Here is a 23,936-nt window from a genome sequence, read left to right on the forward strand (position 1 = left end):
CCAGGCCGATGCCGCAGCCAGCCTCTTCCGCCGCGCCGGTGCTGCGCTCGCGGCCGGTCTGCCCCGGCGCCAGCGTGCACGTCCACGACGTGCATTGCCGAGCCTGCCGCGGCCGCCATGCCGGGCCGGCCGAATGGGTTCCGGATACCCGCATCGTGCTGGCCTACCGCGGCGCGTTCGTGTACCGCGCCGGTCGCCGCGCCGCGCTGGCGGATCCGAATCGAGCCCTCGCCTTCAATGCCGGCGACGAATACGCGATCGATCACCCCGCCGACCACGGCGACCGCTGCCTGTCGATCCGGTTCGCGCCGGAGCGGCTGCGGGAGCTCGCCGGCGGCGATGTGGACGAGGCCGCGCAGGGCGAGCGCCTGCGGCGCCGGGCGTGGCCGGTGGACGCAGGGGCCCAGTGGCTCGCAGCCCGGCTGCGCGCCTGCGGTTCCGCCGATCAGCTGCGGGCCGAGGAACTGGCCCTGGCGCTGGCGCGACGAATCCTGCAGCCGGACCCGGCAGCCCGCCCGCGGCGCGCGGGTCCCGGCCGGCAGCGCCTGCTCGAACGCACCCGGCTGCTGCTGCAGGAGGATCCGGCCCGCCGCTGGACCCTGGGCGATCTGGCCGCGCGGGTGGGCGCGTCGCCTGTGTACCTGACCCAGAGCTTCAGCCAGGTCGAGGGCATGCCGCTGTACCGCTACCAGACCGGCCTGCGGCTGGCCCGGGCGCTGGAGCAGCTGCCGCGCGCGGACGACCTCACCGCGCTCGCGCTGGCGCACGGCTTTTCCGGCCACAGCCAGTTCACCGCCGCGTTCCGGCGCGCCTACGGGCTGACGCCGTCGGCCGCGCGGCGGGCGCTGCGCGCGATGATGGCGCGGCCGATCGGCGCCGGAGGCTAAGGAAACGGACAGCGGTCGCACGCGATCGCGCACATCCTGGCCAAACCCGATCCGGAGCCATCGCCGATGCCGCTTCGCCGTATCCACTTCGCCACCCTGTGGCTTGCAGGAGCCCTCATGTCGACCACCGCGCCCGCCCTGGCCGCGGAGCCCGCCTCCGCCTCCGACTTCGCCGCCGCGCTGCTCGACCCCGGCCCGGCCCACCCCATTCCGCCGCAGCACGACCTGTATGCACCGCTGCTGGGACACTGGCGGGCGCGCGTCACCGACCATCTCGGCGAGGGCCGTACGCGCAGCCTCGAGGGCGAGATCGTGTTCGCGCGGGTGCTCGAGGGCCGCGCGGTGCAGGATCTGTGGATCTTCCCGCAGCGCGCCGCCCGCGATGCCCAGGCCCCGAGGGAAGGAAACCGCTACGGCACCACCCTGCGGGTGTTCGATCCGGCGCGCGGGATCTGGAACGTCGACTGGTTCAATCCGGTCACCGGCGTGCACACCCGGTTGACCGGCCGGCGCTCGGGCGACACGCTCCTGCAGGAAGGCTTCCACGCCGACGGCACGCCGATCCGCTGGATCTTCGAGGAAGTGAGCGAGCAGGGATTCCGCTGGCGCGGCGAACGCTCCGACGACGGCGGCCGCAGCTGGATCCTCGAAACCGAATTTTCGGCCTGGCGTTGACAGCCGTGTGCGGCGTCGGCCCTAGCCGCCCTGATCCAGCGCAGCCTCCAGCAGCCACCCGATCAGCGCCTCCACCGGCGCCGCGCGCTCGGGCAGGAACGCGAAGCTGTCCTCGTCCATGTAGATGCGCTGGCTGATCTCCAGCTGCACCGCTTCGATGCCGTCGGCGGGCGCGCCGTAGTGGCGGGTGATGTAGCCGCCCTTGAAGCGGCCGTCCACCACGTGGTCGTAACGCGACTGCGCGGCGAGCACCGCCTCCAGCCGCGCGCGCAGCGCCGCGGTGCAGCTGCCCCCCCCGGCGGTGCCGAGATTGAGGTCCGGCAGCCTGCCCTCGAACAGGAACGGCAGCTCGCCGCGGATCGAATGGCCCTCCCACAGCAGCACGCGGCCGTGCGCGGCGCGCAGCCGGTCGAGTTCCGCGCGCAGCGCGCTGTGGTAGGGGCGCCAGTACTTGTCCACGCGCAGGGCCACTTCGTCGGGCGTCGGCGCTTCGCCTTCGCGGTACACCGGCTCGCCGGTGAAGCGCCGCACCGGGCACAGGCCGGTGGTGTTCTGACCGGGATACAGCGACACGTCGTCCTCGGCGCGGTTGAGGTCGATCACGTAGCGCGAATGGTGCGGGACGAGCATGGAGGCGCCGAGCGCGCGGGCCACCGCGTAGAGCCTGGCGATGTGCCAGTCGGTATCGGGCACGCAGCGCGCTGCGTCGGTCAGGCGCAGCGCGATGTCGTCGGGGACCACGGTGCCGTCGTGCGGAACGCTGACCAGCAGCGGCGCGGTGCCGCGGTGCAGGGAGAAGATGTCCATCCGCCCATGCTACCGGACCGGCGCGCCGCGATGGCCCACGCGGGCGGCGACAGCCGCCGCGCGGCTCAGCTCATCAGCACCAGCTCCTCGGCGCTGGTCGGATGGATCGCCACGGTGTCGTGCAGGTCCGCCAGGGTCGCGCCGAGCTTGAGCGCCACCGCGAAGCCCTGCAGGATCTCGTCGGCGGCCTCGCCGAACAGGTGGATGCCGACCACGCGCCGCTCCTCGCCCACGCACACCAGCTTGAACAGGCTGCACAGCGGCGTGTCCACCAGCGCCTGCAGCATCGGCCGGAAGCGAGAGCGGTACACCCGCACCGCGTCGCCATGGCGTTCGCGCGCCTGTGCCTCGGTCAGCCCGACGCCGCCGATCGGCGGATGGGCGAACACCACGGTGGGCACCAGCTCGTAGTCCAGCCGCGCGTCCTCGCGGCCGCCGAACAGGCGATCCATCAGCCGCCGCGCCGCGGCGATCGCCACCGGGGTCAGGGTCTCGCGGCCCACCACGTCGCCGACCGCGTACACGCCTTCGGCGGTGGTGTTCTGGAACGCATCGACCGCGATGTTGCCGCGCGCGTCGGTCGCCACGCCGGCCCGGTCCAGGCCGATGCCGGCGCTGTTGGCGCGGCGGCCGATCGCGTACAGCAGCGTGTCGAACGCCTCGGTGGCGGCGCCGTCGGCGTCGAGCAGGCGCACGCGGCCGTCTTCGCCGGGCTCCACTTCGCGCAGGCGGTAGCCGAAGTGCAGGCCGACGCCCAGCTGCCGGTAGTTCTCCTCGAGCTGGGCCACCACGTCCTCGTCGGCATGGCTGAGCAGGCGCGGGCCGCGCACGAAGAGTTCCACCCGGCTGCCCAGCGCCTGCAGCACCCCGGCCAGCTCGACGCTGATGTAGCCACCGCCGACCAGGGCCACCCGCGCCGGGGCCCGGCGGAGGGCGAAGAAGTCGTCCGACACCCCGCCCAGTTCGGCGCCCGGAATCCGCGGCCTCAGCGGGTGGGAGCCGGTGGCGATCAGCACGTGCCGGGCGTGCAGGCGGGTGCCGTCGTCGGCGACCACGGTGCGCGGACCCTGCAGCGCGCCGCGCCGCGGCATCAGCACGACTCCCGCCTGGTCCAGGCGTCTGCGATAGCTCTCGTGGATCCCGTCGATATAGCGCTGGCGATCGGTGATGAACTCGGGCCAGTCGAATCCGGGCACCGCCGGCACGTCGAACCCCAGCTCCGCGGCGGCACCGATCTGCGAGGCCAGCTGCGCCGCCAGCCACATCGCCTTCTTCGGCACGCAGCCGGCGTTGACGCAGGTGCCGCCGAGTTCCGCCGGTTCCAGCAGCGCGACCCGGGCGCCATGCGCCGCGGCGCGGAACGCTCCGGCGAGCCCGCCGGAGCCGCCGCCGAGCACCACCAGGTCGAACTCGAGGGGATCGGTGGCGCTCATCCGAAACGCGCCGGGTCGTAGGGCGCCGGATCGATGTGCGGGGGCCTCCCGCACATCAGTTCGGCGATCAGTTGTCCGGTGGCCGCGCTCATGCTGACGCCGAGCATACCGTGTCCGGTCGCCAGCCATGCGCGCCGATGGCCGCGGGCGCGGCCGATGATCGGCAGGTCGTCGCAGCTCAGCGGACGCCAGCCGTACCACTTCTCCTCCACCGACGGGCCGACCGGCTCGCGCAGGTATTCGCGCGCGCCGCGCTCGAGCGCGGCCAGCCGCCGTCGGTTGAGGCTGCTGTCGTAGCCGGAGAACTCCATGGTGCTGCCGAGCCGGTAGCCGCTGTCCCACGCGGTCACGCAGACGCTGCGCTCGCGCAGCACCAGCGGCCGCTTCGGCACCAGCGCCGGGCGGCTGTAGGTGATCGAATAGCCCTTGCCCGGCTGCACCGGCACGCGCAGGCCGAGTCCACGCGCCAGCTTCGGCGACCATGCGCCGGTGGCCAGCAGCAGGTCGCGGCCGCGGAACTGGCGGTCGCGGGCGGTGACCGCCGCACCCGAACCGTCCGCGGCCAGGGCCGTCACCTCGCACTGTTCGACGATCGTGCCGCCGGCGCCGCGTACCGCGCGCGCCAGTTCCGCGACGTAGCGGTTCGGGCGCAGCCGCGCATCTCCCGGGAAGCGCACCACCCCCGCCACCCCCGGCAGCAATGCAGGCTCGTCGCGCACGTATGCATCGCCATCGATGACCTCGGTAGGCACGCCGATTCCGGCCAGCAACTGCAGATCCTCGTCGAACGCCTCCAGCTCCGCGGCATCGCGGAACACGTAGTCGACGCCCGAGGCCTCGAACTCACAGTCGAGCCCGTAGCGGGCGATCCAGTCCGGCAGGGCCGTGCGCGAGGCGTCGAGGATCGCCGCCCGCGCCGAAGTCGCCGCGCGCCAGTCGCGGCGATTGCAGCGCGCCGCGAAGCGCAGCATCCAGCCCCACAGCGCCGGATCGAAGCGGGGCTTGACGTAGAACGGTGCGTCCGGGGCCGCCATCCAGCGCAGCGCCCGGGCCACCGCGCCGGGCGCCGTCAGCGGCGGCGCGTGGCTGGGGGTGATGGTGCCGCAGTTGCCGTGCGAACTGCCGCAGCCCGCACTGCCCGATTCCAGCACCCGCACGCCGCGGCCGGCCCGCAGCAGCGCCAGCGCGCTGGCCAGGCCGATCACCCCGGCGCCGACGATCAGCACATCGTCCCGTGTCTCCATGCGCCGAGTCTACGCGGACGACCCCGCCGGCTGCCGCAGCGGCGGGCGCGCCCCGTAGGTCGCCCAGCGCCACAGCCACTCCGCGGGGCCGAAACGGAACCGGGCCAACCACCAGCGGCTCGCCGCCACCTGCAGCGCGAACACCGCCAGCGCCAGCAGCAGCAGGCCGGCATGCCCGAGGCGCCCCCACAGCGCCAGACCATAGCCGTAGAACAGCAGGCTGCCGGCCAGCGACTGCAGCAGGTAGTTGGTGAGCGCCATTCGCCCTGCCGGTGCGAGCGGGGCCAGCAGGCGGGCGCCCGCAGCGGAACTCCATGCCAGGGCGAGCGCGGACAGGTAGGCGAGCGCCAGGGGCAGCGCGCCGATCGACATCACCGTGCTCGCCAGCAGCCAGCGCGCCTCGCCCCCGGCGTCCGCCACCCCGGTGCCGAGCGCCGCGCTCCACAGCGCCAGGGCCAGCCCGGCCGGCCCGCCCAGCAGCAGCAGACGCAGGAAAAAACCCCTGTTCGCGGCGACGTCGCGGATCCGCCCGCTCTGCACCAGCCAGCTGCCGACCAGGAAGATCGCCACCACCATCGGCACCAGGAACAGGTTGTAGCCGACGAATCCGGCGAAGTCGCCGGCGCGCTGGGCGGTGATCTCGGCGAATCCGCCGCTCGAGTAGACCCGCGCGGCGGCCGCGGCGGCCAGCATCGTGGCGCGTTCCAGGTCGGGATCGGCGAGCATGTCCGCCGGCGCCAGGTTCATCAACGCGTAGGTCGCCAGCAGCAGCGCGCACAGAGCGTAGTACGCGCTCAGGCCGGCGATCAGCCGGGTTCGCGGCCGCATCCCACGCAGCGCCAGCAGCAGCAGCGCCGCCAGCGCATAGGTATGCAGGATGTCGCCCACCCACTGCAGCAGCGCATGCGCCAGACCGAGCGCCAGCAGCACCAGGCTGCGGCGCAGATAGGGATCGCGGAACGGCCGTGCGGCGGCAGCGGCGCGTTCGGCCATCACCGCGAAGCCCATGCCGAAAAGCAGCGAGAACAGGATCCAGAACTTGCCGGCGACGAACACGTGGACCACCCACGCCGAGACCATGTCGATGCCCGCCTGGCCCGGGGCGATACCGCGGCCGAATTCTTCCCAGGGCCGGTTGAACCACTCGATGTTGACCAGGAAGATCCCGAGCAGCGCGACCGCGCGCAGCGCATCCATGAACCCGATCCGGTCCGGCGCGTCGATCGGCGCGAACCCGCCGCGTTCATCCATCCCCGTGCCCCTCGTGTCCCGTGCCGCGACTTCGCGCCTGCCCCGCGCGCGCGACCGCCGCCGGCTGCGATCAGTGCTGGTGGCCGCCCTCGCCGTGCACGTGGCCATGCTCCAGTTCCTCGGCGGTGGCTTCGCGCACCTCGACGATCTCGATCTCGAACTCCAGGTCCTTGCCGGCCATGGGGTGATTGAGGTCGACATCCACCACGCTCATGCCGACCTTCTGGATGGTCACCGCGCGCGGCCCGAAGTTGGTGTTCAATACCACCTGCATGCCGGGCGCCAGGCGCTGGCCGCCGAAGTGCTTCTTCGGCACGCGCTGGCTCAGCCCTTCGCGGCGCTCGCCGTAGGCGTCGGCGGCTGCGATCTCGGCACTGAAGCTGTCGCCGGCCTCGTGTCCCTCCATCGCCCGCTCCAGCCCGGGAATGACGTTGCCGTGCCCGGCCAGGATCGCCAGCGGCTCGCGCTCCTTCGAACTCTCGCTCGGCGGCTGCCCGCGCTCGGCCACGGTGTAGTGGAAGCGGACGACGCGATCCTTCTCGATCTTCATTGACGATCACCTTGCTGGAGCGGCGCCTGCGGCCGCTTGTGCGGAATGGAGGGATTGGCCAAGATGCGGCCGTGACGAACGCGCATTATCCGGGCTCCACCCGCTCCAGGCCAATCTTCCGTGCCATCGGCCCGGCGGCCGTGGCGTTGCTGCTGGCGGCGTGCGGCCACGACAACGTCCGCCCGGGGCCACCCGGCGACCCGCATGCGGGCCGGCACTGGCCGGTGGTGGCACCGGCGGACCCCGCCGTGGCCAATGCCGTGGTGATCCGCGCGCTCAGCCTGGTCGGCACGCCCTACCGCTACGGCGGCAACACCCCGGAAGGCGGCTTCGACTGCAGCGGGCTGGTCAACTACGTCTATCACGACATGCTCGAGCTGCGCCTGCCGCGCACCTCGCGGCAGCTGTCCGAGTACCAGGGTCCGCGCATCGCCCCCGAGCGCCTGGCGGCCTCGGACCTGGTGTTCTTCGGCAGCGGCGGCAACGTCACCCACGTCGGCATCTACGTCGGCGAGGGGCGCTTCGTGCATGCCCCCAGCAGCGGCGGCACCGTGCGCCTGGACCGCTTGGACGGGCACTACTGGCGAGACCACTATTCAGGTTCGCGAAGAATCCTCCGCTGAAATATCCCGGCAATTCAGCGACTTGTGTCGCATTCATTTACCGAGATTTAACATTTGCATCACGCTGGTCGGGCACCATCACGCCACCGCAACAAACTTGAATCCGCGTGACGACAGACGACCCGCAGCACGGCCGCCCCGCCGCCACACCTCTGCCCCGCGCCGATCGCGCCGGCAAGACCCTCCCATTCCTGCTCGCCGCGGCGCTTTCCGGCCTCGCGATGCCTGCATTGGGTGCCGGGCTGGCGGGGGATTCCGCCGACCAGCTGCCGCAGGTCGCGCACGTCAGCCAGAGCCTCACCCAGCCGCTGCCGGCTGCGATGGGGCGGGAGCTGCTGTTCGCCGCCGACGTCAACCAGCTGATCGCGGCCGGCGCCGGTGCCGCTGGGCCCGAGCCCGAACGGGCCGGCCGGCAGAACCTGCTGCAGCGCGGCCTGGCCCTGCTGGGCACCCCGTACCGATGGGGCGGCACCTCGCCCGAGGGCGGCTTCGACTGCAGCGGCCTGGTCAGCTATCTGTTCCGCACCGCGCTGGGCATCGAGCTGCCGCGGGTGTCGCACGACATGGCGTCCGCCGGCGAGCAGGTGGAACGCACCCAGCTGGATGCCGGCGACCTGGTGTTCTTCGCGCGCCGTGCCGGGCGCATCGACCACGTCGGGATCTATCTGGGCAACGGTCGCTTCCTGCACGCGCCGCGCACCGGCCGCGACGTCACCGTCTCCAGCCTGGACACCGGCTACTGGAGCCGCAAGTTCACCCAGGCGCGGCGCATCGGCGGGGTGTGACCGCCCAACGTTCGAACCGCTCCGCTCCCAGAAGGCCGCCCCGCGCGGCCTTCGTCGTTTCCGGCCCTGGCCGATCGTGCGCTGCGGCTTGCAGCAAGCGGGGCGCACGGGCGATGCTCGTGGCGGTCCGGTCGACGCCAGGGGAACACTGACGATGCTGCGTACCTTCGGGGCGATCCTGCTGGGGCTGGCGGCCGCGGTGGCGATCATGCTGGCGCTGGAGTACGCGGCAATGGCGGTGTTCCCGCCGCCCGCAGGGCTCGACCTGCAGAGCGAGGAGGACCTGGCACGGCTGGTGGAATCGGCCGGCACCGGCAAGCTGCTGTCGGTGCTGCTGGGCTGGTGCGCGGCCAACTTCGGCGGCGCCTGGCTGGCGGCGCGCGTGGCGCACGGGCATCGGGCGGTCGCGGCCTACGCGGTCGGCGCGTTGATGGTGGCCGGCGTCGCCATCAACGTGGCCATGCTTCCGCATCCGCTCTGGACCACGGTGGCCGGGCTGGCGCTGCCGCTGCCGCTGGCGTGGCTGGCGCTGCGGCTCGTCGCGCGCCCGCGCCCGCGCCCGCGGCCAGATTGACCCCTCACCCACCTCACCTTCCAGGAGCCGCCCGTGCAATCCACGCTGCTGACCAGCCTGCTGCTGCCGCTCGCCCTCGGCGTGATCATGCTGGGGCTGGGGCTGGGCCTGGGCATCGAGGACTTCCGCCGCGTCGCCCGCTATCCGCGCGCGGTACTCACCGGGCTGGTGCTGCAGACCGGCGTGCTGCCCTGGGTGGCGCTGGGCCTGGCGCTGCTGCTGCGGCTGCCGCCGGAGTTGGCGGTCGGGCTGATGCTGCTGGCGGCCTCGCCGGGCGGCGCCACCGCCAACATCTACAGCCACCTGGCGCGCGGCGACGTCGCGCTCAACATCACCCTGACCGCCGTCAACAGCGTGCTGTGCCTGCTGACGCTGCCGCTGATCCTCAATCTGTCGCTTGAGTTCTTTCTCGGCGCCGGGCAGTACGTCCCGCCGCCGGTGCGCAAGATCGTCGAAGTGGCGGTGATCATCGTGCTGCCGGTGGCCATCGGCATGGGCATCCGCGCCCTCGCGCCGGGCTTCGCCGCGCGCATGGAGAAGCCGATCCGGCTGCTTTCGGTGCTGGTGCTGGCGCTGCTGATCGCCGGGGCGGTGGTGCAGGAATGGAACACCCTGCTGACCCACTTCGCCGCGGTCGGGCTGGCCTGCCTGCTGTTCAACCTGGCCAGCATGGGCGCCGGCTATGCCGCGCCGCTGGCGCTGAAGCTGCCGCGGCGCCAGGCGATCGCCATCGCCATGGAGATCGGCATCCACAACGGCACCCTGGCGATCTTCGTCGCGCTCAACGTGCTCGGCAACGCCGCGGTCTCGGTGCCGGCGGCGATCTACAGCCTGATGATGTTCTTCACCGCGGCCGGGTTCGCGTTCTGGGTCAACCGCGGCCGCGAGCCGGCGCCGGCTTGACTCGTTGCGGCCACGTGGCAGGCCGGAGCGCTGCCGCCGGGCGCACGGCCGCTCCTCTCGCGACGTTGGCCGACGAGCATCACCGCGCATGGACTACCGCCGTTCGTGGGCCGTAAGTCGCGCAAGATAGGTCTCGGCTACCGAACGCGCATGCAGGTTGTTGGGCTCGCTGTGGCGCAACCCCGCGTCGCCCGAGCGAATGAGGCGAGCCGCCTGGAGTCCCTGCCCCGTCGCCAGCAGGCACCCTCCGAGCACGATTTCGGCATAGGCGTGCTGACCGTCGCCCTTCTTGCGCAGGATCGCGATCGCGCGACGCGCACTCGCGCAATCGGGTTCCGGCCGATTGCGTTCGACCTGCAGGCGCGCGAGTTCGAGCAACGGACCGGGCAGGCGCGTCGACTCCACGCCATGAACGCGTTCGAAGATGGCGATGGCGCGTCGCAGATCCGATTCCGCCTTCTCCAGCTCGCCGAGCCCGAGCTGCGCCCGGCCCAGCCCGTCGGCGACGATGCCCGCCACCATGTCCTCCCGGCCGTAGTGGCGGAACACGAGCCGCTGCGCCTCCTGGTAATGCGCCCTCGCTTCACGATAGCGCCCGAGCTTCGTCTCCACGCGGGCGAGATTGTTCAGCGGGGAGGCGATGTCCTTGTGCCCATCCCCGAGCTGCTTGCGCCGGAGCGCGACGACCCGGGTCAGGACCTCGATCGCCTGCTCCGGCTTGTCCGCGGCATCGAGCACCGTGCCCAGGCCATTCAACGTCACCAGCGTCTGCTGATGTTCCTCGCCGAACACCTGTCGTTTGAGTTCCAGCGCTTCCCGATACAGCGGTTCGGCTTCGGCATGGCGTCCCTGGGCCTGCAGGTCCTGAGCGAGACTGGCCAGGAGCGAGGCGATGGCCGGATCGTTGGCCGGCAGCCGCTCCCGGGCGAGCGCCAGGGCCGCTCTCGTGAAACGCTCCCCTTCCCTGGCGCGCTCGGTCACCCGCAGCAGGGTGACGAAATTGATGACCGTCTGCGGCTTGTAGTGGCCGTACAGGCTTCTTTCGCGCGACAGGGCGCGGCGGTAGAGCGCTTCGGATTCGGCGTGCTCCGACAGGTTGTACAGCTGCGTGGCCTGGCGATACTCCACTTCGGCCAGCAGCGCGGCGTTCGCGGCGACGTCGGGCAGCAGCGCGGCGGCTTCGCGCATCAGGGCGAGGTCCTCGCGCATGCGTCCGGCTTCGGCCAGGGCGCGTCCGTAGTCGAACAAGGCCCGCACCAGGGCGTCGCGCTCGCCCCCGGCGCGGCGCAGCCGCAGGTTCTCGGCCAGCAGCGGTTCGGCCTCGTCGAACAGGCCGAGACCGAGATAGGCGTTGCCCAGTGCGCCCAGCAGGGCCGCGCGCGCATCCGGCGCGTCCTTCAGCTCGGTGTCGATCTGGCGCTTGCCTTGCGCCAGCAGCTCGCGTGCGGTGACGTTCGCGCCGAGGTTGCGGTGAGGGTCGGCCAGGTCGAACAGGCCGGTCAGGAAGCGCAGCGTCTGCTCCGATTTGCGCATCTCGTAGCGCGCGACGTCGCGCTGCACCCGCGCCTCGTGCGCCTGCCAGAGCGCAAGCCCCAGTCCGATGGCGAGGCCACAGACCGCGGTGGCCGCGGCGGCAATCGCCAACGCATGCCGCCGCAGGAAGCGCGCCGCACCGTAGCGCCAACCGCCGCGCCTGGCCGCCACCGGGCGGTGCTGCAGCCAGGCGCGCAGGTCCGCGGCGAGGTCCTGCACCGAGCCGTAGCGCTGCGCCGGCTCCTTGCGCAGCGCCTTGAGCATGATCGCGTCGAGGTCGCCGCGCAGTTCGCGCTTCAGCCGCTGCGGCGTCAGGCGGCGCTGCGCGGACAGCGCCGCGGCGGCTCCCTCGGCGCCGTCCCGGGTGACGGCATGGCTGGGCCGCGTCGGCGCCTGTTCGAGCACGGCCCGCTCGTAGGCGGCCGGCGTGGCGTTCTCGGGCCGGTAGGGATGGCGACCGGTCAGTAGCTCGTAAAGCAGCAGGCCGAGCGCGTAGACGTCGACCGCCGTGGTCACCGGTTCGCCGCGGACCTGCTCGGGCGCGGCGTATTCCGGGGTGAACACGCGCGTCGTACTGGCCTGGGGAAACTGCGCGTCGACCAGTTTGGCGATGCCGAAATCGAGCAGCTTCACCGAGCCATCGCCACTCACCAGGATGTTGGAAGGCTTCAGGTCGCGGTGGACGACCAGGCGCGCATGCGCATGGGCCACGGCTTCGCATACGGAGAGGAACAACTGCAGGCGCTGTTTCAGGTCCAGCCGGTGGCGCTCGCTATAGCGGCCCAGGTCGATGCCGTCGACGTATTCCAGCGCCAGCCAGGGTTTCCCGTCCGGGGTCACGCCGCCATCGATCAGATGGGCGATCCGCGGATGCTGCAGGCCCGCCAGGATCTGTCGTTCGGCGCGAAAGCGGGCTTCGGCTTCGGCTTCGTCCCAAACGCTACGGATCAGCTTGATCGCGACCTTCTGCGCGAACTCGCCGTCCGCCCGCTCGGCCAGCCACACCGCACCCATGCCACCATGGCCGATCGGGTGCAGGAGCCGGAATGGGCCGAGCCGAGTGCCGGCCAGGCGCTCCAGCTCCGCCGCTTCGTCGCGCCACACCAGATCGGCGAGCAGGGCGATGCCTTCGGCGGCGAGGCGTGGCGGCTCGGCCCGGATGCCGGCGTCGGCCGCGAGCAGCGCCAGGACTTCCTGCTCGAGCGCCGCGTCGCCGGCGCACGTGTCGGCCAGGCGCCGCTGCCACTGCTCCCGCGGCAGCTCGACCAGGCGATCGAACAGCGCCCGCACCCGTTTCCAGCGCTCAGCGTCCATGACCCGCTCCCCGACCCGCCTGCGCCGAGTCTACGCGCGACGGCGCGGCCTGGGACGCCGACGCCGGGAGCGGCCGAAGCCGCCGCCGCGGCCGGTTCGGCCGCCGTCCAGGACGGCGCTCAGCGCGGTGCGGCGGACTCCTCTTCCGGGCCTTCCATCCCGACGTTGCTCGATGCCGCGTCGTACACCTCACGATCCAGCAGCCCGGTCTCCTTGGCTACCAGCACCGGCACCAGCATCTGCCCGGTCACGTTGGTCATGGTGCGCATCATGTCGAGGATGCGGTCGATCGCCAGCAGGATGCCCAGCACCTCCAGCGGCAGCCCGGCCGCGCTCAGCACCACGGTGGCCATGACCACGGCAGTGCCCGGCACCCCGGCGGTGCCGAAGCTGCCCAGCACGGATGCCAACAGGATCACGAGGTACTGGGCGAAGCTGAGTTCGATGCCGTAGTACTGCGCGGCGAACACCGCCGCCAGCGACGGATAGATCGCGCCGCAGCCGTCCATCTTGATGCTCGCGCCCAAAGGCACCGCGAAGGCGGCGTAGTCGCGGTTAACGCCCAGGTTGTGGGTGACGCTGCGCAGCGCCGCCGGTAGCGCGGCGAAGCTCGACGAACTGACGAACGCCACCTGCATCCCCGGGGCCGCGCCGCGGAAGAACTTGAGCGGGCTGAGCCCGTGCGCCAGCAGCAGGCCGCCGTAGACGAACACGATGTGCAGCGCGCAGCCCAGGTACAGCGCGACCACGAAATTGCCCAGCGGCAGCAGCCTGCCGAAGCCGTAGGCGCCGACCAGCCCGGCGATCAGGCCGAAGGTGCCGATCGGGGTGACCTCGAGCACGAACCGGGTCACCTGGATCATCGCCTCGCTGGCCTGCCCGACCAGCCCGCGCAGGCCGGCGGTGCGCTCGCCCAGCTTCACCAGCGCGAAGCCCAGCAGCCCGGCGAAGAAGATCACCTGCAGGATCTTGCCCTCGGCCAGCGCCGCGAACGGGTTGGTCGGCACCACGTCCAGCAACACCTGCACCGGGGTCGGCACCACGCGCGGCGCGTAGTCCGGGGGCGGCGCCAGCTCGACGCCGACCCCGGGGTCGAACAGGAACGCCATCGCCAGACCGACGCCGACCGCCAGCACCGCGGTGATCGCGAACCAGCCGAAGGTGCGCCCGCCCAACGCCGCCACCGAGCGCTGGCCGTGCAGCGCGGAGACCGCGTTGACCACGGCGAAGAACACCAGCGGCACCGCGATCATCCGGATCAGGTTCACGTACAGCGTGCCGAGCGGCTGCAGCCAGATCTCGGCGGCCGGCCCCATCAGCCAGCCGGCCAGCGCGCCGAGCACGAACCCGCCAGCGACGCGCTTCCAGAACGGAATGCGGAACCACCATGTCAGCATCGGGTCAGGGTCCGGCGGGCTCGAACCCGGAACGATACCCGAGTCCCGCCGGTCCGGCAGTCATGCCGGTGCAACACTGCGGCGCACACGCGCCGGCATAATGCGCGCTTTCGTCCGCGGTGCCGTCCGTATGCGCTTCGCCATGTTCTGCCTCCCGGTCATTCTGTGCGGCTGCGCCGTCGCGCCCGCGGCCCCGGGCCCGGCGGCGCCCCCTGCCGCGATCGAAGTGCCGGCCATCGCCAGGCCGGGCGGCGAGACCGCGCAGTGGTGGTTCCGCAGCGGCGCCGCCGCTGCCGCCGAGCGTGGGGCGATGGCCGGCCGCGCCCGCAACGTGATCCTGTTCGTCGGCGACGGGATGAGCCTGACCACGGTGGCCGCTGCCCGCATCCTCGCCGGCCAGCGCGCCGGCGGCGCCGGCGAGGAGTACCGGCTGGGCTGGGAGGACTTCCCCCACACCGCGCTGGCGCGCACCTACAACACCAATCTGCAGACGCCGGATTCGGCAGGCACCATGACCGCGATGGCCAGCGGCGTGAAGACCCGCGCCGGCGTGATCGGCCTCGGCCAGGCACGGCCGCGCGGCGACTGCAGCGCGATCGACGACAACGCCCTGCTCTCGATCCTGGAGCTGGCCGGCAGTGCCGGCATGGCGACCGGCATCGTCACCACCACCCGGATCACCCACGCCACCCCCGCGGCGACCTACGCGCGCTCGCCCGAGCGCGACTGGGAGAGCGACGCGAAGCTGCCGGCCGCGGCCCGCGCGGCGGGGTGCACCGACATCGCCAGCCAGCTGCTCGAGCCGCGCTTCGGCCGCGGACCCGACGTGGTGTTCGGCGGCGGCCGCAAGCATTTCCTGCCGGTGGATCGGGCCGACCCCGAACACCCGGGGCGGAACGGCGTGCGCCGCGACGGTCGCGACCTCCTGGCCGAATGGCAGGCGCGCCATCCCGGCGGCGCGTTCGTATGGAACCGCGAACAGCTCGCCGCGGCGGCGGGCAGCAGCCCGGTGCTGGGCCTGTTCGAGTACGACCACCTGCACTTCGAGCACGATCGCCCCGGCGACCCCGGCGAACCGTCGCTTGCGGAGCTGACCCGGGAGGCGATCGGCCGCCTGCGCGCGGCGGGCGGCGAGGATGGCTTCGTGCTGCTGGTCGAGGGGGGCCGCATCGACCATGCCCACCACTTCGGCAACGCCCACCGCGCGCTCACCGACACCATCGCCCTGGCCGAGGCGGTCGATGCCGCGGCGGAGCTGACCTCCACGGAAGACACCCTGATCCTGGTCACCGCCGACCACGCCCACACCCTGACCTTCGCCGGCTATCCCGCACGCGGCAACCCGATCCTCGGCAAGGTGCGCGGCAGCCTCGACGATGCCGACGGCGACACCTGGGCACGCGACCTGACGGGCCTGCCCTACACCACCCTGGGCTACGCCAACGGGCCGGGCTACACCGGCGCCAGCAACAGCCAGCCCGGCGGCAGCAAGCGTTTCCTCCACAAGGCGGACTCCTACCAGGCCGCGCATGGACGGCCGGATCTCGCCGCGGTCGACACCGGCGGTCCGGACTACCTGCAGGAGTCGGTGCTGCCGCTGGTCGACGAGACCCACGGCGGCGACGATGTCGGCATCTGGGCACGCGGCCCGGGCGCCGCCGCGGTGCGCGGCAACGTGGAGCAGCACGTGGTGTTCCACTTCATGGTCCAGGCCACGCCGAAACTGCGCCAGCGGCTGTGCGAGGCCGGCCTGTGCAACGCCGACGGCGTGCCGGTGGATCTGCCCCGGCCGCAACAGTTCAGGCAGGCGCGCTGAGACGACCGGCGCGGGTTGTCCGCGACGCATCGGGGCCGGGCGCGGCGCTCGTCCCGGGCGCCGACGCGCACCGCTGCCCTCGACGGCTCGCAGCCGGCCGACCCGCCGGTCATGCACCTTGGTACGACGGACCGGCGCGCTACCAGCGGCTATGCTGCCCGCTGCGATCCGGCCAACGATGGAGCAGAAGTACCATGAACCGACTCGACGGCAAGGTCTGCGTGGTCACCGGCGCAGCCAGCGGCATCGGCAGGCGCATCGCCGAGGTCTACGCGCGGGCCGGCGGCCGCGTCGCCATCGCCGACCTCCAGCTGGAGGCGGCCGAGGCCGCGGCGCGGCAGATCCGCGACGACGGCGGCGACGCGCTGGCGGTGGCGATGGACGTCGCCGACGAGGCGCAGGTGGTGGACGGCATCGCCGCGGTGGTCGCGCACTACGGCCGGATCGACGTGCTGGTGTCCAACGCCGGCATCCAGATCGTCAACCGGCTGGTGGACTTCAGCCTGGCGGACTGGCGCAGGATGCTGGCGATCCACCTCGACGGCGCGTTCCTGACCACCCGCGAGTGCCTGCGCGACATGGAGCGGCGCGGGTCGGGCGGCGCGATCATCTACATGGGTTCGGTGCACTCGCACCTGGCGTCGCCGCTCAAGGCGCCGTACGTGACCGCCAAGCACGGCCTGCTCGGGCTGGCGCGCACGGTGGCCAAGGAAGGCGCGCGCCATGGGGTGCGGGCCAACGTGATCTGCCCGGGATTCGTGCGCACCCCGCTGGTCGACAAGCAGATCCCGGAACAGGCGAAGGAATTCGGGATCAGCGAGGAGGAGGTGGTGCGCAACATCATGCTCAAGGACACGGTGGACGGCGAGTTCACCACCGTCGACGACGTCGCCAACGTCGCCCTCGCCCTGGCCGCGTTCGAGACCAACGCCCTGACCGGCCAGAGCCTGGTGGTCAGCCACGGCTGGTTCATGCAGTAGCGCTTAGGTCGACTTCGGTCGTTCACCGCAGGAGCGTGCCATGCACGCGAAGACCGGCTTGGTCGGCGATGCCGGGAATCACCGCCGACCCGGCCAGAGCCTCCCGCGGCCTTCGCCGCCATGGGCCGCTCCTGCGAGAGCCGCTCCGGCGAAGCGGCCGTTCAGAACGGCTTGGCGAGCGCCAGGTACACGATCGCGACCAGCAGCAGCACCGGCGGCTCGTTGAACCAGCGCAGCGCCTTCGACGAGGGCAGCGGGCGGCCGAGATCGACGCCCTTCAGCCAGCGCCCCGCCAGGATCGAGTGGGCGAACACCAGCGCCACCAGCGCCAGCTTGGCATGCAGCCAGCCGCCGGCGATGCCGAAGTGGAACCACAGCGCCAGGCCGAACCCGAGGGTCAGGCCGAACATGATGTGGCCGAAGCGGTACAGGCGCCGCCCCATCAGCACCAGCCGCGCACGCACCGCCGGCTCGTCGCCGGCCTCGGCGAGGTTGACCAGGATGCGCGGCAGGTAGAACACGCTCGCCATCCACGCCACCATGAACACCAGGTGCGCGGTCTTGACCCAGAAATACGGCTGCATCGATACCTCCTCGGCAGCACCCAGGATCGCACACCCGCCGCCCGCGCCGCACGCTTCCCGCCTCCCCAATCACCACTATCCTGCCCCGATGACCAAACGCTACGATCGCGACTACTTCGACCGCTGGTACCGCGGCGGCGGCATCGGCGGACGCCAGCGCCTCGCGCGCAAGGTCGCGCTGGCGGTGGCCAATGCGGAATACCACCTGGAACGTCCGCTGCGGACCGTGCTCGACATCGGCTGCGGCGAGGGCGCCTGGCGCGCGCCGCTGCTGCGGCTGCGGCCGAACGCGCGCTATCTGGGCTTCGACGCCAGCGACTACGCGGTCGCCCGCCATGGCGCGCGGCGCAACCTGCGCCTGGCGCGCTTCGCCGACTTCGAGCGGCTGCGCCCCTGTCCCCCGGCCGACCTCCTGGTCTGCAGCGACGTGCTGCACTACCTGCCGGCGCGCGAGCTCGACCGCGGCCTGCCCGGACTGGCCGAGCTGTGCGGCGGCGTGGCGTTCCTGGAGACCTTCGGCCGCGAGGACCACGCCGAGGGCGACGACGATGGCTTCTTCAGGCGCCCCGCGGCGTTCTACCGGCGCCGCATCGAGGCCGCCGGCTTTCGCCAGGTCGGCTCGCACTGCTGGCTGTCCCCGGCCCTGGCGGGCGGCGCGACCGCGCTCGAAACGACGTAGCGCCGGGATCCGCGGCACTGGCCCGGTTCACCCGGGGCCCCCGCGGATCGGCTATGCTGCGTTGCAACAACAGCTCCGGACCAGCGATGTTTCTCTACCAGCTCCATGAAGCCGGCCGCTCCTGGATGGCGCCGCTGACCTACTGGGCCGAGGCCAACGCCAAGGCGTTCTCCGCCGCGGGCAGCTGGCTGTCCGCCCTGCCCGGCGCCGAGCGGGTGTCGGCGGCCAACGAACTGCTCTATCGCATCGGCAAGGACTACGAGAAGCCCGCCTTCGACATCCATTCGGTGGAGATCGAAGGCAACGCCTATCCCGTGGTCGAGAAGCTGGTGCTGGACAAGCCGTTCTGCCGGCTGTTGCGCTTCAAGCGCTATACCGACGACGCCGAGAGCATCACCGAACTGAAGGGCCAGCAGCCGGTGCTGGTGGTGGCGCCGCTGTCCGGGCACCACGCCACCCTGCTGCGCGACACGGTGCGCACCTTGCTGCGCGACCACAAGGTCTACATCACCGACTGGGTCGACGCGCGAATGGTGCCCAGTGAGCGGGGCGATTTCTCGCTGGACGACTATGTCGCCTACGTCGAGGAGTTCATCCGCACGATCGGGGCCGAGGACCTGCACGTCATCAGCGTCTGCCAGCCCACCGTGCCGGTGCTGGCGGCGGTGGCGCTGATGGCCGCGCGCGGCGAGCCGACACCGCGTTCGCTGGTACTGATGGGCGGACCGATCGACACGCGCGAGTCGCCGACCGCGGTCAACAACCTGGCCACCCAGAAACCGCTGTGGTGGTTCGAGCACAACGTGATCCACCAGGTGCCCGCCAACTACCCCGGCAGCGGCCGCCGGGTCTACCCCGGCTTTCTCCAGCACACCGGTTTCATGTCGATGAATCCCGAGCGGCATTTCCAGTCGCATTGGGATTTCTACCAGGACCTGGTGAAGGGGGACATGGAGGACGCCGAGTCGCACCGCCGCTTCTACGACGAATACAACGCCGTGCTCGACATGCCGGCCGAGTACTACCTGGACACGATCCGCGTGGTGTTCCAGGAGTTCCTGCTGCCGCGCGGCCTGTGGGACGTGGCCGGCGAGCGGGTGCGGCTGGAAGCGATCACCGGTACCGCCATCCTGACCGTCGAGGGCGAACTGGACGACATTTCCGGCCAGGGCCAGACCCGCGCCGCGCACAAGCTGTGCACCGGCGTAGCCGCCGCCGACCAGGCCCATCTCACCGTCGAGGGCGCCGGGCACTACGGCATCTTCAGCGGGCGCCGCTGGCGCACCCTGGTGTACCCCCAGGTCCGCGACTTCATCGCCCGCTACGCGGCAAAGCCGGCCAGCGGAGCGCCGCGGAAACGGCGCAGGCCGGCGGCGGGCAAGCCCCGCCGCTGAGCGCCGAGGCCGGCCGCCCGGGGAGAGCGACCGGCCCTAGCCGTGCTGGGCCGTCTTCACCAGCAGGTGCTTAGCCAGCAGCCCGTGCAGCCGGCCGATGCCGCGCGCCAGGTGCAGGGTCGCGAACAGCAGCAGCACGCCGGCGACGAACAGCAACGGCAGCGCCCAAGCCGGCGCCCCGGTGCCGATGGTGTCCGCGTCGATGTACAGCAGCTGCCAGCCCTGCATGGCGATGCCGGTGTCGGCGATGCCCAGCGCCGCCAGCACCGGCGCCGCGACCAACGCGGCCGCGGTCGCGAGCAGCGTCACCGCCACGGTGAAGTACGCGATGCCCAGCGGCAGCATCAGCAGCATGTAGAGCAGCGTGGTCCAGCTGCGCGGGTCGGTGAACATGTCGCCGATGCGCTGCATCAGGCTGCGCCCGCGGGCGCTGTACAGCGGGCGCCTGGGCATCCGCTCGCCCAGCATCACCTCGACGATGCGTCCTTCCACCAGCGACAGCACCCGCACCGAGCCGAAGAACAGGATCACGAAGGGGATGCCGATGATCAGGATCGCCAGCCCCGCCGACAGCGACAGCCCGGTGACCACCCAGGTGAAGTAGAAGATGCCGGTGGCCAGCGCCAGCACCATGTAGAACAACCCCGCGTAGGCGCGCGGATCGGCGGCCACGCCGAAGAAGCGCCCGGCCAGCGACTTGCGCCGCGGCTGCGGCGGCGGTCGCAGCGCGGTCTGCACCTTGGTCTCGGTGTCGCGGTAGATGTCGGCGACCTCCTCGGGGGCGCCGTAGCTCGACGCCACCGCGGCGATCACCTCGGCCTCTGAGCGGCCGGGGTGCTCGGCCAGTTCCGAGCGCAGGTATTCCTCGGCGTCGTACAGCGCGTCCTGGACCAGCGCCGGGTCGGCGCCGGCCAGCGAGCGCCGCAGCTGTTCCAGGTACTGGGGAATCGTGCTCGGCGTGGGTCTGGTGTTCATGGCTGGACTCCCCTCAGGACGTTATCGACTGAATCGCGGGTCGCAGACCACGCGGCGCTCCACTGCGCCAGCGCGTCGCGGCCGGCGGCGGTGATGCGGTAGTAGCGGCGCGGCGGCCCCGCCACGGACGGCTCGACGTGGCTGTCGAGCAACCCGGCGGCGCCGAGATTGCGCAGCACCGGGTACAGCGCGCTCTGCTTGCCCGCCAGCACCCCGTCGCCGAGGCGCTCGAGGCGCTTGGCGATCTGGTAGCCGTACATCGGCTCGGGCGCCGCCGCCAGCACCGCCAGCAGCACCAGCGACACCGTGCCCGCGCTGAGCTCCTTCTGGAACTTGCGCAGCTGCGGTTCGGGCTGGATCGCGGCGTCCGGCATCGCCCACCTCCACTAGGTCTGAGTCGATGCTACTGCTGACTTCGACATAGTGGATGTGCCGGACGTCATCCGCCCGATTGGCCAGAGGCGCGCGGCCGGGCGAGAATCGCGGCTTCCCCGCCATCGGTTCCCGCCATGCGCCCAAGCCCCGCCCGCGCAAGTTGCCTTCCGCTCCTCGTCCTGGTGCTCGCCGCCTGCAGCGGCGGCGCACCCGGCCCGGGCGAGGGCGGCACCGAACCCGCGCCAGCCGGGCCCGCACCGACCGCGGCGGCGCCGGCCCGGTCCATGGACGAACTGCTGGAGGCGTCCGGGCCCGAGCACTGGCGCACTCCCGCCCCCGAGGACCTGCTCTACATGAAGCTCGATGCGGGCCGGGTGGTGATCGAACTGGCGCCCGGCTTCGCGCCGGAGCACGCGGACAACCTGCGCACCCTGGCGCGCGAGGGCTACTGGGACGGGCTGAGCATCTACCGCTCCCACGACAACTTCGTGGTGCAGTGGGGCGACCCGACCGAGGCGCAGGACGCCCGCAAGCCCATCGGCGGCGCGCGCGCGCAACTGCCGGCGGAATTCGCTCGCGGCGGCGGGGAGCTCGCCTTCCATCCCCTCGCCGACGCCGATGGCTGGGCGGCCGAAGTCGGCTTCGTCGGCGGTTTCCCGGCGGCGCGAGACCCCGCCACCGGCGAAGCCTGGCTGGCCCACTGCTACGGCATGGTCGGCGCCGGGCGGGACATGGCGGCCGACTCCAGCAACGGCACCGAGCTGTACGCGGTGATCGGCCAGTCGCCCCGCCAGCTCGATCGCAACATCACCCTGGTCGGCCGGGTGCTGCAGGGCATGGAACTGCTGAGCGCGCTGCCGCGCGGCAGCGGACCGCTCGGGTTCTACGAGGACCCCGCGCGGCGCACCCCCATCCGCTCGGTGCGGCTGGCGGCGGAACTGCCGGCCGCCGAGCGGATCCCGCTGCAGGTGCTGCGCACCGACACCGCGCTGTTCGACGAACTGGTGGAATCGCGCCGCAACCGTGGCGACGAGTGGTACAAGCGTCCGGCCGGCCACATCGACCTGTGCAACGTGCCGCTACCGGTGCGGGAAGCGGACCACCCGCCCGCTCCCGAAGACGCGGGCGATCGGGCAAGCGGCAGCGGCGGTCCCGAGGACGACACCGTCGAGGCCCAGCGGGGCTGATCCGGCCTCCGGCTGGCGAGTGCCGCGCGCTACCGTTTCGACCGATGAGGCGACCGCTCCGCGGACCGCGACCGCATTCGAGACGCGATCCCCAGCCCAGGCTTCGCCAGCCCGGTCCGAAGCGCCCGCGCGACACCCTGGGCCGGTGCGGCGCGCCGGTGCGGGACCATCGACGCCATGGATGGCGTCGATGAGCCTCCAAGGACGGATTCACGGCGTGTCCCGCACCGGGGGTGCCGCGCCGGCCGGCCCGCGAACACGCCCTACGAATCGGGCACGTCGACGCATGCATGTCGCGGAGCCGCGAATATCCTGGCGCTCCAACGGCAACGATGATGCGCTGCGCTCGCACCAGAAAAGTCGACGGTACCGCCGCCATCACGCAGGCTTAGCCGCCGGCTGCCTAGCCTGCGGCATCCCCGAACGAGGACCGGCAATGGCCCTGCTCCGCATCCGCATCACCGGCGAAGACGACGCCGTCCGTGGCGTCATGAACCTGCTGCAGAGTCTCGACGGCATCGAGCACGTCGAGGAGGTCGACGACCTGATGCCCCACCTGGACGACGACGACTCCAGCTCCGCCGGGCTGAGCGACACCAGCGGACCGAACACCCACGAGATCGAGATCGACGCGCCCAACCCGTCCACCGCGCGCAAGGTGCGCGAAGCGGTGGAGGCGCTGGCCTTCGATCTGGACGCAATGGTCGAGTTCGAGGAAGACGAGGGCTGAGGCGGGGCGACGCTACCCGTGATGCGCCCCGGAAGCCTGGTGCATCCGGCGCGCACCGCGCCGCCGCCACCGGCGGACGGCCAGCACCACCACGACCAGCAGCGCCGCGAGCGGGATCAGGAACGCCAGCGCCCGGATGGTCCAGGCGGTGCCCATCGACAGCGTGGCGCCGAAGTCGCGTAGCGCCTGGCCGATCTCGCTGCGGCCGGCCTGCCCGTCGGGCGGGCGGAAATCCAGGCTGAGCAGTTGCGTGTCGATCCGCCTGCGGTGCTGCGCGGCCTCGCGTTCGGCGGCCTCCAACTGCGCCTGGGTCGCGGCCATGCGCTCGGACAGCGCGATCATGTCGGCCACCGCCAGGTCGGGCCGCTGCTGGAATTCCTCCAGCCGGCGCAGCTCCCGCTGCAGCCGGTCCCGGGCCAGGGCGTTGTCGCGCACCACCACCGCCAGGTCCTCGGCGCGGGTGCTGCGCTCGCCGAGCTCGGCGCCCTCGCCCGCGAGCGCGATCATCGGCTCCACGCCTTCGGGCACGATCCGCACGGTGATGCTGGCCGACGGGTAGTCGCCGCCCTGCTGGTGCATGGCCAGCACCACGCATTCGCCGAACTTGCGCGCGCGGCAGGCATCCTGCACCGCGCGCTGCCGCGGCGCGATCGCCGCGGCCGGCAGCCGCACCCCGGCGCTGTGCTCGTAGGCCAGCATCGACCCGGCCGCGGCGTCGGCATCGCCATCCTCGGCTGCGCGTACCGCGTCGTCCAGCTTGGCCGCCGCGGGCGCCGCGTAGGACAGGCGCCGCTCCGGCGCACCATCGCCGCAACCGGCCAGCGCGGCCGGCAGCAGCAGCGCGGCGAACAGCGCCGCGACGCGCGCCGCGGGCGTCACAGGCTGGCGCCGTCGATCTGCACCACCTTCAGCGCCGCCAGATCGACGCCTTCCAGGCAGCGAACGTTGACCGCGGCGGTCGGTGCGCCGGTGCGCGGGTCCGCAGCCTCGCTGTACGGCGCGATCCCGCAGTCCGGGCAGAAGCGGTGCGCGATGTGGTGCTTGTTGAACCGGTAGGTGCCGGCCGCCTCCTCAGGCGTGCGCAGGGTCAACGCCTCGCGCGGAACGAACGCGAGCAGGCCGCCGCGCCGGCGGCACATCGAGCAGTTGCAGTCGTAGACCTCGGCGATCTCGGCGTCCAGATCGAACGCGACGCGCCCGCAGTGGCAGCTTCCGCTGAGGTTCATGGCTGGTTTCTCCC

General features: G+C 72.1%; 24 protein-coding genes. 12 read left to right on the plus strand and 12 right to left on the minus strand.

What is annotated here, in order from left to right:
* The first annotated feature begins 8 nt into the window (after positions 1-8).
* Together QFW77_RS15650 and QFW77_RS15655 are read left to right on the plus strand one after the other, a co-directional pair.
* Positions 9-887: a helix-turn-helix transcriptional regulator gene (locus QFW77_RS15650; RefSeq protein ID WP_280575719.1), complete on the plus strand. Its 879-nt coding sequence runs from the start codon at positions 9-11 to the stop codon at positions 885-887.
* A gap of 117 nt (positions 888-1,004) precedes the next feature.
* Positions 1,005-1,562 carry a hypothetical protein gene (locus QFW77_RS15655; protein WP_280575721.1) on the plus strand — a complete coding sequence of 186 codons (558 nt, stop codon included), beginning with the start codon at positions 1,005-1,007 and terminating at the stop codon, positions 1,560-1,562.
* A 21-nt stretch (positions 1,563-1,583) separates the two neighbouring features.
* On the opposite strand, the gene hutG is transcribed toward QFW77_RS15655, so the two are convergent.
* From hutG to QFW77_RS15680, 5 genes are all read right to left on the minus strand, one after another.
* On the minus strand, positions 1,584-2,369 hold the full coding sequence (gene hutG, locus QFW77_RS15660) for an N-formylglutamate deformylase (RefSeq protein WP_280575723.1): 786 nt from the start codon (positions 2,367-2,369) through the stop codon (positions 1,584-1,586).
* 65 nt (positions 2,370-2,434) lie between these two features.
* Positions 2,435-3,802: a glutathione-disulfide reductase gene (gene gorA, locus QFW77_RS15665; RefSeq protein ID WP_280575725.1), complete on the minus strand. Its 1,368-nt coding sequence runs from the start codon at positions 3,800-3,802 to the stop codon at positions 2,435-2,437.
* On the minus strand, positions 3,799-5,046 hold the full coding sequence (locus QFW77_RS15670) for an NAD(P)/FAD-dependent oxidoreductase (RefSeq protein WP_280575726.1): 1,248 nt from the start codon (positions 5,044-5,046) through the stop codon (positions 3,799-3,801). Before QFW77_RS15670 ends, gorA begins: the two co-directional genes overlap by 4 nt.
* Before the next feature lie 9 nt (positions 5,047-5,055).
* Positions 5,056-6,297 carry a DUF418 domain-containing protein gene (locus tag QFW77_RS15675; RefSeq protein WP_280575727.1) on the minus strand — a complete coding sequence of 414 codons (1,242 nt, stop codon included), beginning with the start codon at positions 6,295-6,297 and terminating at the stop codon, positions 5,056-5,058.
* A 70-nt stretch (positions 6,298-6,367) separates the two neighbouring features.
* Positions 6,368-6,847 (minus strand): FKBP-type peptidyl-prolyl cis-trans isomerase, encoded by a 480-nt coding sequence (locus QFW77_RS15680; RefSeq protein WP_280575728.1) that lies wholly within the window; start codon positions 6,845-6,847, stop codon positions 6,368-6,370.
* Positions 6,848-6,885: 38 nt separating this feature from the next.
* Here QFW77_RS15680 and QFW77_RS15685 point away from each other — a divergent pair, with 38 nt between their 5' ends.
* The 4 genes from QFW77_RS15685 to QFW77_RS15700 all read left to right on the plus strand — a co-directional run bounded on the left by QFW77_RS15685 (position 6,886) and on the right by QFW77_RS15700 (position 9,732).
* The gene (locus QFW77_RS15685; RefSeq protein ID WP_425603360.1) at positions 6,886-7,470 is read left to right on the plus strand and encodes a C40 family peptidase; all 585 of its coding nucleotides are present in this window, start codon (positions 6,886-6,888) and stop codon (positions 7,468-7,470) included.
* Between the two features lie 107 nt (positions 7,471-7,577).
* Positions 7,578-8,255, plus strand: coding sequence for a C40 family peptidase (locus QFW77_RS15690; protein ID WP_280575730.1), 678 nt, complete (start codon positions 7,578-7,580; stop codon positions 8,253-8,255).
* A gap of 154 nt (positions 8,256-8,409) precedes the next feature.
* Complete coding sequence (locus QFW77_RS15695) at positions 8,410-8,829, plus strand: hypothetical protein (RefSeq protein WP_280575732.1); 420 nt, start codon at positions 8,410-8,412, stop codon at positions 8,827-8,829.
* Between the two features lie 33 nt (positions 8,830-8,862).
* Positions 8,863-9,732 (plus strand): bile acid:sodium symporter family protein, encoded by an 870-nt coding sequence (locus QFW77_RS15700; RefSeq protein ID WP_280575734.1) that lies wholly within the window; start codon positions 8,863-8,865, stop codon positions 9,730-9,732.
* A gap of 93 nt (positions 9,733-9,825) precedes the next feature.
* Here the strand turns inward: QFW77_RS15700 and QFW77_RS15705 are convergent, their stop codons facing one another.
* Positions 9,826-12,579, minus strand: a complete 2,754-nt coding sequence (locus QFW77_RS15705; protein ID WP_280575736.1) for a protein kinase domain-containing protein — start codon at positions 12,577-12,579, stop codon at positions 9,826-9,828.
* 119 nt (positions 12,580-12,698) lie between these two features.
* Complete coding sequence (locus QFW77_RS15710) at positions 12,699-13,976, minus strand: dicarboxylate/amino acid:cation symporter (protein ID WP_280575737.1); 1,278 nt, start codon at positions 13,974-13,976, stop codon at positions 12,699-12,701.
* Between the two features lie 142 nt (positions 13,977-14,118).
* On the opposite strand from QFW77_RS15710, the gene QFW77_RS15715 reads away from it, so the two are divergent.
* Positions 14,119-15,792 carry an alkaline phosphatase gene (locus QFW77_RS15715; protein ID WP_280575738.1) on the plus strand — a complete coding sequence of 558 codons (1,674 nt, stop codon included), beginning with the start codon at positions 14,119-14,121 and terminating at the stop codon, positions 15,790-15,792.
* A 194-nt stretch (positions 15,793-15,986) separates the two neighbouring features.
* Positions 15,987-16,772 (plus strand): 3-hydroxybutyrate dehydrogenase, encoded by a 786-nt coding sequence (locus QFW77_RS15720; RefSeq protein WP_280575739.1) that lies wholly within the window; start codon positions 15,987-15,989, stop codon positions 16,770-16,772.
* A 161-nt stretch (positions 16,773-16,933) separates the two neighbouring features.
* Here the strand turns inward: QFW77_RS15720 and QFW77_RS15725 are convergent, their stop codons facing one another.
* The gene (locus QFW77_RS15725; RefSeq protein ID WP_280575740.1) at positions 16,934-17,356 is read right to left on the minus strand and encodes a CopD family protein; all 423 of its coding nucleotides are present in this window, start codon (positions 17,354-17,356) and stop codon (positions 16,934-16,936) included.
* Between the two features lie 88 nt (positions 17,357-17,444).
* Between QFW77_RS15725 and QFW77_RS15730 the strand changes: the two genes are divergently transcribed.
* Together QFW77_RS15730 and QFW77_RS15735 are read left to right on the plus strand one after the other, a co-directional pair.
* A complete protein-coding gene (locus tag QFW77_RS15730; protein ID WP_280575741.1) occupies positions 17,445-18,035 on the plus strand; it encodes a class I SAM-dependent methyltransferase in 591 nt (196 codons plus the stop codon).
* Between the two features lie 53 nt (positions 18,036-18,088).
* On the plus strand, positions 18,089-19,429 hold the full coding sequence (locus QFW77_RS15735; protein ID WP_280575742.1) for a polyhydroxyalkanoate depolymerase: 1,341 nt from the start codon (positions 18,089-18,091) through the stop codon (positions 19,427-19,429).
* A gap of 36 nt (positions 19,430-19,465) precedes the next feature.
* On the opposite strand, the gene QFW77_RS15740 is transcribed toward QFW77_RS15735, so the two are convergent.
* Both QFW77_RS15740 and QFW77_RS15745 read right to left on the minus strand, forming a co-directional pair.
* On the minus strand, positions 19,466-20,404 hold the full coding sequence (locus tag QFW77_RS15740; RefSeq protein WP_280575743.1) for a sensor domain-containing protein: 939 nt from the start codon (positions 20,402-20,404) through the stop codon (positions 19,466-19,468).
* The gene (locus tag QFW77_RS15745; protein ID WP_280575744.1) at positions 20,401-20,778 is read right to left on the minus strand and encodes a PadR family transcriptional regulator; all 378 of its coding nucleotides are present in this window, start codon (positions 20,776-20,778) and stop codon (positions 20,401-20,403) included. The genes QFW77_RS15740 and QFW77_RS15745 overlap by 4 nt, the downstream gene beginning before the upstream one ends.
* A 285-nt stretch (positions 20,779-21,063) precedes the next feature.
* Here QFW77_RS15745 and QFW77_RS15750 point away from each other — a divergent pair, with 285 nt between their 5' ends.
* Both QFW77_RS15750 and QFW77_RS15755 read left to right on the plus strand, forming a co-directional pair.
* Positions 21,064-21,966, plus strand: a complete 903-nt coding sequence (locus tag QFW77_RS15750) for a peptidylprolyl isomerase (RefSeq protein WP_280575745.1) — start codon at positions 21,064-21,066, stop codon at positions 21,964-21,966.
* A 436-nt stretch (positions 21,967-22,402) separates the two neighbouring features.
* Positions 22,403-22,696 (plus strand): hypothetical protein, encoded by a 294-nt coding sequence (locus QFW77_RS15755; protein WP_280575746.1) that lies wholly within the window; start codon positions 22,403-22,405, stop codon positions 22,694-22,696.
* Positions 22,697-22,708: 12 nt separating this feature from the next.
* Here QFW77_RS15755 and QFW77_RS15760 read toward each other — a convergent pair whose 3' ends face one another.
* Positions 22,709-23,575 carry a DUF4349 domain-containing protein gene (locus QFW77_RS15760; protein WP_280575747.1) on the minus strand — a complete coding sequence of 289 codons (867 nt, stop codon included), beginning with the start codon at positions 23,573-23,575 and terminating at the stop codon, positions 22,709-22,711.
* Entirely contained in the window at positions 23,572-23,922 is a 351-nt protein-coding gene (locus tag QFW77_RS15765) for a GFA family protein (RefSeq protein WP_280575748.1), read from the minus strand. The genes QFW77_RS15760 and QFW77_RS15765 overlap by 4 nt, the downstream gene beginning before the upstream one ends.
* Between the last annotated feature and the right edge of the window lie 14 nt (positions 23,923-23,936).

The organism is Luteimonas endophytica (assembly GCF_029887875.1).
GTDB classification, from domain to species: Bacteria; Pseudomonadota; Gammaproteobacteria; order Xanthomonadales; family Xanthomonadaceae; genus Luteimonas; species Luteimonas endophytica.